The sequence below is a fragment of the Corynebacterium sp. genome (assembly GCF_030538285.1).
Taxonomy (GTDB): Bacteria; Actinomycetota; Actinomycetes; order Mycobacteriales; family Mycobacteriaceae; genus Corynebacterium.
In genome coordinates, this window is record NZ_JAUNUG010000059.1 from 1 (window position 1) to 11,883 (window position 11,883).

Genomic DNA, 11,883 nt, shown 5'->3' on the forward strand with positions numbered 1-11,883 from the left:
CGACGATGTACTGCCACGACGACGGGGTCATCAGGTACTGGATGACGTTGCGCTGCCACCAGTTATCGGTCACCCCCGGGGATCCGGAGTTGACGATCTCGGTGATGAGCACCGGCATGTAGATCAGCGAGGAGGCGAAGATCACCGGGATAACGCCGGCCTGGTTGACCTTGAGCGGCAGGTAGGTGGAGGTGCCACCGTACTGACGACGCCCCACCATGCGCTTGGCGTACTGGACCGGGATGCGGCGCTGCCCCTGCTCGACGAAGACGACGCCGACCACCAGCGCGATGACCGCCGCGACGACGACCGCAAAGACCACTCCACCGGAGGTCTGGAGGATGTTCGTACCGTCGGTGGGCAGGCGGGTGGCGATACCGGCGAAGATGAGCAGGGACATACCGTTGCCCACGCCCTTCTCCGTGATCAGCTCACCGAGCCACATCACCAGCACCGCACCCGAGGTCATGACGACCACCAGGAGGATGAGGTCCCAGATGGTGCGGTCCGGGATGAGGACGGAGATGCCCTGCCCGAGGAGCTGCTCGCGGTCCGCCAGCGCGACAATGCCGGCCGACTGCAGGAGCGCCAGCGCCAGGGTGAGGTAACGCGTGTACTGCGTCATCTTCGTCTGCCCGGACTGGCCCTCCTTCTTCAGTTCCTCGAAGTGCGGGATGACCACGGTCAGCAGCTGCGTGATAATCGACGCCGTGATGTACGGCATGATGCCGATGGCGAAGATCGACAGCTGCAGCAGTGCGCCACCTGAGAACAGGTTGATGAGCGAATAGACGCTGCCCTGCTCCTGGGTGAGTTCACGGAGTCGACCACTGATCGACGCGTAGTCGACGCCGGGTGACGGGATCTGCGCACCGACGCGGTAGAGAATGACCATCAGCACCGTGAAGATGATCTTCTTCCGCAGGTCGACGTCCTTGAATGCCTGAATAATGGCGGACACGAATCCTCCTGGCCCCACTCCCCCGCGCGTGAGACATGCAGGGGAAAGGGAATTGACACGATTGACTTGATCAGCCTACCAGCGACCCCGTATAACGGCTCAGTCACGGCCCGGTTTATCGCTTATCGACGCCTCCTTGCGGACGTCCTCTGCGAGGACCCGGCGGACCTCCGCCCCAAACTGCGCGGGCAGGTCGATGGGCAGGGAGTGGGTGGCCCCGGGCAGCACGGTGATGGTGAGTGAAGCCCGGCCGAGGTGCCGGATCTCGGCGGCCCCTGACTCCCCCACCAGGCAGTCGGCCCCGGAGGTGACCACGTGTGTGCGCACGTCAAGGTCGGCCACAAGCTCCTGCCAGGGGGCGGGGAAGCTGACCACACCGGTGGCCACGAGATCGAGGTCCACGTGCAGCTGGCCATAAAGCCAGGCCAGGTGATCGGCGTTGCTCCAGTGAGGTCGTGCGGCGGTGTTCTCCGCCAGCGCCGCCACCGGATCCCGCTGCCATCGACGGGTGCGCTCCAGGGCGGCGGAGGCGCCGTCGCGGTAGCGGCGTTCCTGCTCCGGGCTCAGCCACGCCGGGTCGGCGAGGATGAGTGCGTTGATCAGCTCCGGATGCTCACGGCCCAGGGCCGTGGCGATGGCCCCACCCATGGAGTGGCCGATAAGATACGCGGGGCGCCCGAGGGCGGCGAGTACCTCGCGGGCAGCCGCCACGGAGAGCTCGAAGGCCTTCTCCGGCCGGTCGACGGTCCCCAGGCGGGGCGAGGCCCCGTGCCCGAGGGAGTCCACGCCGATGGTGAGGTATCCCTCCGCGGCGAGCGCGACGCGGAGCAGCTGCCACCACAGCAGCGAATTGGACACCCCGTGCAGGAAGACCACGGGGGTCCCGTCCGCCGGGCCGAGGCAGGCGCAGTTGAGCCGCACCGCCGGGGTCATGATCGGGAGCCCTCGGCGAAGCGGGCGGTGATCCAGGCGGGGTCGGTGATGGCGGTGCCGACGATGATGGCATCAGCACCCGCTTCACGCCCGGCGCGCACGTCGTCCGGGGTGTGGAATCGTCCCTCGCCGATGAGGAACACCTCCTCCCTGATCAGCTTCCGCACCTGCCGGATAAGCTCCAGGTCCGGTCCCTGAGTCTTGGCGCGGTGCTCGGTGTAGCCGGCCAGGGTGGTGGAGATGAGGTCCGCCCCGGCGGTGACCGCGGCGGCCGCCTCGTCGGGGGTGGCGATATCGGCCATGGCGATACCGCCCGCCGCGTGGACGGCGGCGACCTGCTCGGCGAAGGTGGATCCGTCACGGCGGGGGCGGTGTGTGGCGTCGATGGCGGCGACGGTGGCCCCGGCGGCGATGACGGATCGCGCCGATTCCACGGTGGGGGTGATGTACACGCCGTCGCTGCCCTCCTTGGTCAGGCCGATGACGGGGATGTCCACCGCAGCGGCGATCGCACGGATGTCATCCAGCCCGCCGTAACCGCCGCAACGGATGGCGGCGGATCCGCCGGCTTCGGCGGCCCGTGCCATAAACACCATGGCGGTGGTGTCGCGCAGGACGTGCCCGTCGGGGGCCTGGGCGCTGACGATGAGGCTGCCGCGGATGTAGTCGAGAAACTCGGAAGCGTTCATGATCCCTTTCTAGTGGGTGGCGGCGTAGTGAGCGGCGCCGATGATGGGGGCATCAGTTCCTAGGGCGGCGTGGACCACGGGGATGGTGTCCAGCGGGGATATCGCCCCGGCGCGAAGCCCTGCCGCGAAGGGACGGCGGATCGCTTCCCCGATCAATCCGACCCCTCCGCCAAGGACGATGGCCTCGACGTCGATGGCAGTGACCAACCCGCCGATTGCCTCACCTGCCGCGTGGAGGTGGGCGCCGATGACCGCGCGGACATCAGGGTCACCGGCGGTGTGCCGGTTCATGGCGGCGCGCAGATCCTCCTCGCGCCCGGTGGCGCGGTTGATTGCCCGGGTGAGGGCCGGGCCGGAGGCGACGTCCTCGATGACTGCGACGCCGCTGGCGTCGATAAGCGCGGGGTCGCGGCAGACCAGACGCCGCAGCTCACCGGCGGTGCAGTGCGGGGAGGCAACCAGCGCGCCGTCGCGGACCAGGGCGCCACCCACCCCGGTGCCGAGAGAGACGAAAAGCACCGCGCCCCACTGCGTTCCCGCGCCGAAGACGCTCTCCCCCAGTCCCATGATGCGCACATCATTGTGTACGGCGACGGGCAGGCCGAAGCGCTCCGCAAGCGACGCCGCGATGGGGGTGCCCGCCCAGCCGGGCATCGTCGGCCCGGCGGAGAGCACCGTGCCCGCCACCGGGTCGATGACCCCGGGGGCGCCGATGCCGATGGCGGTGACGGGGGTATGCGCGGCGTCGATAAGCTCCGCGATGATCTCTGCGACCCGGTCGAGCACGTCTACCTGTGGAGTACTAGTCCGGGCGTGGGCAATGACGTCCCGGGGACGGGCGGTATCGATGAGGCCGGCCGCGATTTTCGTGCCACCGATGTCCACGCCGATGTGCAAGGCCATCGCGATCCTCCTACAGCAACCCGGCGTCGACGAGGATGCCGCGGATGGTCTCGATTTCTTCCGGTTGCAGCTGCGCCACGGGGTGCGGCATCTGGTCGGATTCAAACACGCCGAGGAGTTTCAGGGCGACCTTGAAACCACCGACCCCGGCCCCGAAACCGCTGATCGACGTCGCGGTCATCGCCACTTTCATGAGAGCGGCGAGGCGGTCCTGTTCCTTTTTCACCGTCTCCCAGTCACCGACTTCGGCGGCCTTCCACTGGCGGACATAGCCCTCCGGGTCGATGTTTCCCAGGCCCGGGACGGAACCGTCTGCACCCCCGAGGTAGGCGCCGTCCACCACGACCTCGTGTCCGGTCAGTAACGTCAGCGGATGGCCGGCGGCTTCGTTGGCCTGGATGAGCAGGCGGAATGCGACGTCGTTACCGGAGGAATCCTTGACTCCCGCGAGCACCCCCTCCTGCCCCAGGCGCAGGAGCATGCCCGGGTCGAGTTTGACGTGGACGCACACCGGGATGTCATAGGCGAAGACCGGCAGGGAGGTCGCCGCGTGGATGAGGCGGAAGTGCTCCTCCACCTGCGCGGGGCCACCCAGGGCGTAGAAGGGGGCGGTGACCACGACGGCGTCGGCACCTGCCTCCTCCGCCACCCGGACGTGTTCGATGACCCGCTGGGTCTGGGTGTCGATGCAACCGACGAGGACGGGAACCCGCCCCGAAACGACACGCATCGTGTCCTCGATGACCTGGGCTCGCTCCTCCGGGGTGCAGAACACCCCTTCGCCGGAGGAACCCAGGATGAACAGGCCGTCGACGCCGGCGTCGATAAGCCGATTGAGGTTACGTCCGTAGGAGACGGCGTCGAGGCTACGATCCTGGCGACGGGCGATGACCACCGGGGGGATGACACCCCGGAACGAGACAGTCATGATGGTGACTTCCTTTTCACTTCTTCGAGAGCTGCGGGTGCAGCAGGGAGGGGGCCGCACCCAAAAGGCTGCGGGTGTAGTCCTGGTTCGGGTTCTCCAGCAATTTCTCCGCCGGGCCCTCTTCCACGAGGCGCCCGTGGTACATCACCGCAATGCGATCGGAGATATAGCGGACCGTCTGGATGTCGTGGCTGATGAACACCATCGCCAGACCGAGTTCCTCCTTGAGGTCGGTGAGGAGGTTGAGGATCTGCGCACGCACCGACACATCCAACGCGGAGGTCGGCTCGTCGGCGATGATCGCCTGAGGGCGCAGGGACAACGCGCGGGCGATGGCCACACGCTGCCGCTGGCCACCGGAGAGCTGCCCCGGCAGCGCATCGAGCACGGAGGACGGCAGGCCGACCATCTGGATAAGTTCCTTCACCCGGGCCTCACGTTCGGCGGCGGAACCGATCTTGTGCACGTGCAACGGATCCGCCAGCTGATCACGAACGATCATGCGGGCATTCAGGGCGGTGGAGGGGTCCTGGAAGACCACTGATACGACGCGGCCCATGGCGCGCCGATCGGCGGCGCTGCGCTTGGTCACCTCACGGCCCTGGAAGAAGACCTGCCCGTCCGTGGGCGCCTGCAGGCCACACATGACGTTGGCCAGGGTGGACTTGCCCGAACCTGATTCGCCGACCAAGCCGATCGTCTCCCCCGGGGCGAGCGAGAGCGTGACATCATCGACGGCCTTGACCCAGTTCGGCTTGAAGATCGGACCGGTGCGGGATTTGAAGTGCACCTTGACGTTGCGCAGATCGATGATCGGGGTGGTGGAGACTGGGGTGCTCATGATCTAGACCTCACTCGTGTTATCTGAGTTAGCCGGGGAAAGTGCGGCGTACTCGGCATCGGTGCGCTGCGGGCCGTCGAGGCGTCCCGCCTTTTCCAGAGCGGCGGCGTAGTGCAGTTCCTCCGGCAGATCCGCGTAGAAATGGTTGGTGCCTGCCACCTCGCGCATGACCGGGCGGGTCTCCAGACCCACCGAGGGGTGGGAGGAACGCGGGGCGAAACGGTCACCCGCCGGGAAATCCTGCGGGCTGGGCACGGAACCAGGGACCTGGTGCAGTCGACCGGAACCGGACTCGATGGACAACACCGCGCCCAACAGGCCGCGCGTGTACTCATGCTGCGGGTTGGACAGCAGCTCGACGGTGGGTGCCTGCTCAATGATCTGGCCGGCGTACATGACGGTGATGGAGTAGGCCACCTCCGCCACCAGAGCCAGGTCGTGGGAGACGAAGACCATTGCAAACCCCAGCTCCTCCTGCAGGGACTTGATGAGTTCGATGACCTGCTTCTGCACGGTGACATCGAGTGCCGTGGTCGGCTCGTCGGCAATGACCAGCTTCGGGTCACGCGTCAGCGCCATGGCGATGAGCACGCGCTGCCGCTGACCGCCGGACAACTCGTGCGGGTAGGACTCCAGGGTGCGCTTCGGGTCCAGACCCACCAGCTCCAGTAGATCCTCCGCGGTGCGGGTGCCGCCGCGCTTGGTCAGCTGGCGCATCTGCTCGCGAATGAGCATGGAGGGGTTGAGGGACGACAAAGCGTCCTGGTAGATCATGGCGATCTCATGGCCGAGGAGGCGACGGTGTTCCTCGTGGGACATCTTCAGAAGGTCACGGCCCTCGTAGAGGATCTCGCCGGTGATCTCCGCCTTCGGATCGAGCAGCCCCATCACCGCCAAGGAGGTAATGGACTTGCCGCAGCCGGACTCGCCCACCAGGGCCATCGTCTCACCGCTGGGGACGGAGAAGGAGACCTGGTCGACGACGTTGACGTCACCGTGGCGGGGGAAGCGGATGCTGAGATTCTTGACTTCCAGCAGCGGGGTCGCGGCCTCGTCGGGGGAGTAACGGTCGCGGCGCTGCGACTCCATCTCGTGGAGGGCGTCGATACGCTGCTGCAGGGACTCGCGCTGCGCGGCGTAAGCGCGCACCGGGTCGACGAGCAGCTTGTCGGCCTCACGTGCAGCCGAAGACGCGGTGGTATCGACGACCGGCCCCTTGGGGGCAGCAACCATGGCGTCGGTGATGCCCTCGGAGAGGATATTGAGGCACAACACGGTGAGCATGATCATGATGCCGGGGAACAACGCCTGCCACCACTCACCGCGCAACACACCCTGCTGCGCCGAGGACAGGATGTTACCCCAGGTAGCGGTAGGTTCCTGCAGGCCAGCACCGATGAAGGTGAGCGAAGCCTCGAGGATGATCGCGTCGGCGACCAACACCGTGGCGAAGACCAGCACCGGGGCGGCGCAGTTACGGGCGACGTGCTTGACCAGGATCCACGGGGCACGGGCACCGGAGACGATGGCGGCATTGACGTAGTCCTCGCCGTACTCACTGAGGACATTGGCGCGGACCACGCGGGTCAGCTGCGGGATGTAGACGAAGGCGATGGCGAAGATGATGACGATCATCATCAGCGTCGGGTTCTCCGGGTCACGGAAGACCACCACGGCAACCGCCGCCAAGGCGATACCCGGCACGGACATGATGATGTCCATGACGCGCATGATGGCCTCAGACACGGACTTGCGCGACACCGCGGCGATCGAACCGAAGATCGCGCCGAACAGCAGGGCGATGCCGGTCGCGCAGAGACCGACGATGAGCGATACCCGGCCGCCGTAGAGCAGGCGGGAGTACACGTCACGGCCGAGGTTGTCGGTGCCGAAGATGTGCTCACCGCTCGGCGGCAGACCCTTGAGGTCGATGGCCAGCGGGTCGTGCGTAGCCAGCAGCGGGGCGAAGATCGCCGACAGCGCCACCAACGCCAGGACGAGCAAGGAGACCTTGGAGCCGACGCTCATTCTGCGGATGCCTCCGAACTTCGATCCCGGTTGGGTGACTTTTTCCAGCTTTTCTTGGTTGTTCATGACTAGACCGCCCTGATTCGCGGGTTGATGGCGATGTACAGCAGGTCGACGATGATGTTGACCACGATGAACGCGATGGCGACCATGAGCGTCGCACCCTGGACAACGGTGACCCAGTTGTTGGTGATGCCGTCGATGAGCACGCGGCCCATGCCCGGCAGGGAGAAGATGATCTCGATGACGACAGCGCCGCCCATGAGGTAGCCGACGCGCAGGCCCAGAACAGTGACGGGGGTGATCAGCGCGTTGCGCAGCACGTTGCGGGAGACGACCACGGATTTCGGGATGCCGGCACCGAGGGCGGTGCGCACATAATCCCGGTCGAGTTCCTCCACCATGGAGGTACGCACGACGCGGGTCATCTGCCCCACGACGGGGACGGCGAGTGCGAAGGCCGGCAGGATCATGCGCAGGAACCAGCCACTGGGGTTCTCAGTGAACCCCGGGAGAGCGCCGGCGACGGGGAGGTGGCCGATGAAGAAGAGCACGAGCAGGATGGCCAGCCAGAATGACGGCATGGCGATGCACACCACGGAGATGAGGCGGATGAGCTGGTCGACCCACTTGTCACGGTAAAGGGCGGCGAGCACACCGAGCGGGAAAGCGAGCAGCACCGCGATGATCAGGCCCATGAAGGTGAGCTCGATGGTCACCGGCAGGGCGGCGAAGACCTTGTCCGCGACGGGGGCGTTGTTTTGCCCGTACGTGCCCAGGTTGCCGGCGAAGATGCCCAGCAGGTAGGCGCCGAAGCGGACGAAGAAGGGCCGGTCGAGGCCCTGCTCCGCGCGGTAAGCGTCGAGCTGTGCCTGGGTGGCGTTTTCCCCGAGGGCCGAGTACGCCGGATCGATGGGCGACAGGGACATCAGCAAAAAGACCAGGAACGTCACGCCGACGATCATCAACGGCAGGGCGATGAGCCTTCTTCCGACGAGTCTGAGGAGATTATTCACAGTCCTTGACTCCAGATTCTTTCAGTGTCTTGTGAATGGCAGAGGATGAAAACGAGAAAATAGGGAATAGGTGCGGGAAGGACAAAGGAGGGGACACCTTGGTGTGAGGTGTCGCCCTCCTGTCCTCCCCTATGTAGAGGAGGGGGTGCGCGCGATCAGGCGACTGGGGATTCGCTCCCTCAAACCGGGGAGCGCACTACTTGGCGGTGGCCCCCACAGCCCACAGGCCGGTGGTGCCGATCGGCTGGAAGTCCTCCACGTTGTCCGGGTAGTAGGCGGTGAGCATCTTGCGGTGGAACAGCGGGTAGAGCGGAACCTCTTCGGAGAGGAGATCCTGCGCTTCGTCCCACTTGGCCTGGGCCTCGGACTCCTCCAGGGTGGAGGCCTCGGCGATGAGGGTGTTCAGGCGCTGCCAGGTCTCCTGATCAGACTCCTGCCAGAAGGTACGCTTCTGGGTCCACACGTTGTCTCCGTACCACCAGTTCATCAGCAGGGCCGGGTCATTGCCGAAGACCGAGGGGTCACCGGGTGCCAGCGCCACGTCGAAGGTGGGGTCGTCGACGTCGAGGTTGTTGGAGTACAGGGAGGCGGAGGCCTCGGCCTGCAGCGAGACGTTGATGCCAACGGCCTGCAGGTCCTGCTGGATCTGCGGGGCCAGATCGGCGATCCAGGAGTGGTCGGTGGTCAGCAGGGTGATGCTGAGATTCTCGACGCCGGCCTCGTCCAGCAGCTGCTGTGCCTTGTCCGGGTCATGCTCGAACTGGGTCGCAGCCTCGTGGTAGTTCGGGTTGCTCTCCGGCAGGAAGCTGGTGGCCTTGGTGGCCATGTCATCCATGCTGTTGGAGATCAGCTTGTCGGTGTCGATGGCGTAGAAGAACGCCTGGCGCACTGCGGGATCGTTGAACGGCTCCTTCGAGGTGTTGAACAGCAGGAAGGGGAGGTTGAAGCCGTCAACTTCGTCGACGGTCATGCCGGCGGCCTCGAGCTGGGAGCGGTTAGCAGCCGGGACGGCCTCCATGATGTCGATCTCGCCGGACTGGGCGGCGGTGGTGCGGGCGGTGTCGTCCTTGATGACGGACCAGCGCATCTCGCCGGCTCCTGCCGGGTGATCACCGTTGTAGTGTTCGTTCGGGGAGGCGGTGATCTGGTCGTCGCTGATCTGGTCGTACTTCCACGGGCCGGTGCCGATCGGCTGGGCGGTCAGCTCCTCATCGGTGGCGGACTCCGGGACGATCTTGACCACGGCGAGGCGCTTAAGGGCCACCGGGAAGGGGTTCTTCAGCGTGATGGTGACGGTGGATTCATCCTTAGCTTCGACCGTGTCGATGAAGTCGAGCATGGAGGCGTAGAGGTTGCCCTCGGCCATGGCGCGCTCGAAGGACGAGACCACGTCCTGGGTGGTCACGTCTGTACCGTCGGAGAACTTGGCACCCTCGCGCAGGGTGATCTCCATTTCGGTATCGGAGACCTCCTCCGGCTCACCGGCGGCGAGCGCGGGGTAGGTGGAGTAGTCGCTCATGTCGAGCTCGTACAGACCTTCCATGACGTGCCAGTTGGTGCCCATGGCCAGCGCGGAGCTGGTGCTGGACGGGTGATAGTTGGTGGTTTCGTAGGCGACGCCCAGGTTGATGGTTTCACCCGATCCGGCTCCGGCGGCGCCGGTGGAGTCGGTGGAGCCTGTCGAGTCGGTGCCGGATCCACCGGAGCAGGCGGCGAGGAACAACGCTGCCGCGGTGGTGACCGCTACCAATCCCTTCTTGGTGTTCACTGTCGGAGTCCTTCCGTTGGGGGCGGAGGAGCCTCAACGGCTCCTCATTGCTGGTACCTGTCAATGTACGACGTGTTATGTCGTACAACAAGACCCCAATGTGACCCATTGCATTTACGGGGGTAGATGTGTTTGCCCTCTCGTTGTACGATGTCGTACAAACAGGGTTGTGACCTCTACTTTTTCTTCAGCACCAAACTGGGCCTCCCCACACAGCGGGTGGTACCCCCACACCACGGGCCTAGGATGTGGTCAACAGCCCACATACCCCGCAAACGGACAGGAAAGGAGTGCAGGGCATGGCCTATCAGAGAAAGGTCTACGGACAGGCGGAAGCCGCCGTCGACGAGATCAAGAAGCACATCCTCCAGCATGATCTGCAAAGCGGCGACCCTCTGCCCACCGAGAACCAGCTCTGTGAGCATCTGGGCATGTCGCGCACCGTCGTCAGAGAGGCCATCCGTACCCTCACCGCTCTCCGCATCGTGGAGGTCAGGCACGGCCGCGGAACCTTCGTCGGCGATCTATCCATGCAACCGATGGTCGAGTCCCTCGTCTTCCGCGGACTGCTCAACCCCGGCGAAGACGCACAGAGCCTGCGGGACATCGTCGAGGTCCGCGCCTCCCTGGACCTCTCGGTCGGCGAGGAAGTCATCGCCGCTTGGCAGGGCCGCCACTCCCCTAAGCTGCACCGCACCGTGGAGAAGATGCTCGAACTCGCCGACGCCGGGCAGACCTTCCCCCAGGAGGACCGCTTCTTCCACTCGCAGCTGCTCGCCCCCCTGCCGAATCAGCTTTTCCGTCGGCTCACCGAGGCGTTCTGGGACGTCAACACCCTCATCGCCCCGAGCCTGGGGATCCCCACGCCCGCCGATATCATCGTCACCGCCCGCGCCCACGGCCAGATCCTCGAGGCCGCGGAGCAGGGGAATCTCGATGCCTATCATGCCGCAGTCCGCGAGCACTATCAGCCGCTACTCAACAATCTCGACAGCCTCGATGCCCGCTCAGAGCCAGGCAGAAAGGACCGTCCGCCTCTCCCAGATCACGGAATCACTCTTTAGTTGCCCTGTCACGTGGTAGGCAGGGGTTATGCGACTGGATGCTTTTCGACGCCCCTCCTTCGGACCCCTTGCCTGGATCCTTGTCGCTCTGGTGTGGGTAGCTGCCTACGCTGTCTGGCTACTGCCCCATTTCATGAACGACTACTCCCTGCTCCTCTTCGGCGCCTTCATGGTACCGGTGGTGATCTTCGCCCTGCTGGTGGCGCTCGCCCAGCAGCGGTGGATCCTCGGCATCATCGCCTGCGTGACCGTCGCATCCCCGATGCTCATTCTTATGGCAGGGTTCATGATCTTCGGGTTCTAGGAATACCCGGGGCACCCCGGGTACATTGCCGGTACACTCCCGCATTTTTCTACCCCAAACAGAGCACTGTGTACCGGCTATGGCCCTGACGGGGACGTCGATAAGCAAAAAACCACCGCCCCACAACAGTGGGACGGTGGTTTTCACGCCGGAGGGTTTTATGCCTCGGTGGTGGTTCCGCCGGCTGCCTCGATCTTCTCGACAGCAGACTTGGAGAACTTGGTCGCGGTGACGTTCAGCTTGACGCCGAGGTCGCCGTTACCCAGAACCTTCACCGGCTGCTTCGGACGCACGAGGCCCGCTGCAACGATGTCGGCCACGGTGACGTCGCCACCGTTCGGGAAAGCCTTCTCGAGGTCGGCAACGTTGACGACCTGGAAGGTGACCTTGTTGGGGTTCTTGAAGCCCTTGAGCTTCGGCAGACGCATCTGGAGCGGCATCTGGCCAC

12 protein-coding genes are annotated in these 11,883 nt (G+C 65.2%); 2 read left to right on the forward strand and 10 right to left on the reverse strand.

Annotated elements, in window-relative coordinates; genetic code table 11:
- From secY to Q4G50_RS13370, 9 genes are all read right to left on the reverse strand, one after another.
- The coding region (gene secY, locus Q4G50_RS13330) for a preprotein translocase subunit SecY (RefSeq protein ID WP_303378141.1) at nt 1–961 on the reverse strand (961 nt) is incomplete at its 3' end.
- A 99-nt stretch (nt 962–1,060) separates the two neighbouring features.
- Complete coding sequence (locus Q4G50_RS13335) at nt 1,061–1,894, reverse strand: alpha/beta fold hydrolase (protein ID WP_303378142.1); 834 nt, start codon at nt 1,892–1,894, stop codon at nt 1,061–1,063.
- Nucleotides 1,891–2,583 carry an N-acetylmannosamine-6-phosphate 2-epimerase gene (locus tag Q4G50_RS13340; protein WP_303378143.1) on the reverse strand — a complete coding sequence of 231 codons (693 nt, stop codon included), beginning with the start codon at nt 2,581–2,583 and terminating at the stop codon, nt 1,891–1,893. The genes Q4G50_RS13335 and Q4G50_RS13340 overlap by 4 nt, the downstream gene beginning before the upstream one ends.
- 9 nt (nt 2,584–2,592) lie before the next feature.
- Nucleotides 2,593–3,486, reverse strand: coding sequence for an ROK family protein (locus Q4G50_RS13345; protein ID WP_303378144.1), 894 nt, complete (start codon nt 3,484–3,486; stop codon nt 2,593–2,595).
- Between the two features lie 10 nt (nt 3,487–3,496).
- The gene (locus Q4G50_RS13350) at nt 3,497–4,414 is read right to left on the reverse strand and encodes a dihydrodipicolinate synthase family protein (protein ID WP_303378145.1); all 918 of its coding nucleotides are present in this window, start codon (nt 4,412–4,414) and stop codon (nt 3,497–3,499) included.
- Between the two features lie 16 nt (nt 4,415–4,430).
- Nucleotides 4,431–5,255: an ABC transporter ATP-binding protein gene (locus tag Q4G50_RS13355; RefSeq protein WP_303378146.1), complete on the reverse strand. Its 825-nt coding sequence runs from the start codon at nt 5,253–5,255 to the stop codon at nt 4,431–4,433.
- A gap of 3 nt (nt 5,256–5,258) precedes the next feature.
- Nucleotides 5,259–7,349: a dipeptide/oligopeptide/nickel ABC transporter permease/ATP-binding protein gene (locus Q4G50_RS13360; protein WP_303378147.1), complete on the reverse strand. Its 2,091-nt coding sequence runs from the start codon at nt 7,347–7,349 to the stop codon at nt 5,259–5,261.
- A gap of 2 nt (nt 7,350–7,351) precedes the next feature.
- Nucleotides 7,352–8,299 carry an ABC transporter permease gene (locus Q4G50_RS13365; protein ID WP_303378148.1) on the reverse strand — a complete coding sequence of 316 codons (948 nt, stop codon included), beginning with the start codon at nt 8,297–8,299 and terminating at the stop codon, nt 7,352–7,354.
- 196 nt (nt 8,300–8,495) lie between these two features.
- Entirely contained in the window at nt 8,496–10,067 is a 1,572-nt protein-coding gene (locus Q4G50_RS13370; protein WP_303378149.1) for an ABC transporter substrate-binding protein, read from the reverse strand.
- A gap of 299 nt (nt 10,068–10,366) precedes the next feature.
- Here Q4G50_RS13370 and Q4G50_RS13375 point away from each other — a divergent pair, with 299 nt between their 5' ends.
- Nucleotides 10,367–11,131 carry a FadR/GntR family transcriptional regulator gene (locus Q4G50_RS13375; RefSeq protein WP_303378150.1) on the forward strand — a complete coding sequence of 255 codons (765 nt, stop codon included), beginning with the start codon at nt 10,367–10,369 and terminating at the stop codon, nt 11,129–11,131.
- Between the two features lie 133 nt (nt 11,132–11,264).
- Complete coding sequence (locus tag Q4G50_RS13380; protein WP_303378151.1) at nt 11,265–11,435, forward strand: hypothetical protein; 171 nt, start codon at nt 11,265–11,267, stop codon at nt 11,433–11,435.
- Nucleotides 11,436–11,593: 158 nt separating this feature from the next.
- Here the strand turns inward: Q4G50_RS13380 and rplO are convergent.
- Nucleotides 11,594–11,883, reverse strand: a 290-nt coding sequence (gene rplO, locus Q4G50_RS13385; RefSeq protein ID WP_303378152.1) for a 50S ribosomal protein L15, incomplete at its 5' end; no start/stop codon positions are given.

Coding starts and splice junctions, on each gene's coding strand:
- Q4G50_RS13380 (WP_303378151.1), top strand. CDS start 11,265: ATGAACGACTACTCCCTGCTCCTCTTCGGCGCCTTCATGGTACCGGTG.
- Q4G50_RS13340 (WP_303378143.1), bottom strand. CDS start 2,583: ATGAACGCTTCCGAGTTTCTCGACTACATCCGCGGCAGCCTCATCGTC.
- Q4G50_RS13345 (WP_303378144.1), bottom strand. CDS start 3,486: ATGGCCTTGCACATCGGCGTGGACATCGGTGGCACGAAAATCGCGGCC.
- Q4G50_RS13335 (WP_303378142.1), bottom strand. CDS start 1,894: ATGACCCCGGCGGTGCGGCTCAACTGCGCCTGCCTCGGCCCGGCGGAC.
- Q4G50_RS13360 (WP_303378147.1), bottom strand. CDS start 7,349: ATGAACAACCAAGAAAAGCTGGAAAAAGTCACCCAACCGGGATCGAAG.
- Q4G50_RS13375 (WP_303378150.1), top strand. CDS start 10,367: ATGGCCTATCAGAGAAAGGTCTACGGACAGGCGGAAGCCGCCGTCGAC.
- Q4G50_RS13350 (WP_303378145.1), bottom strand. CDS start 4,414: ATGACTGTCTCGTTCCGGGGTGTCATCCCCCCGGTGGTCATCGCCCGT.
- Q4G50_RS13355 (WP_303378146.1), bottom strand. CDS start 5,255: ATGAGCACCCCAGTCTCCACCACCCCGATCATCGATCTGCGCAACGTC.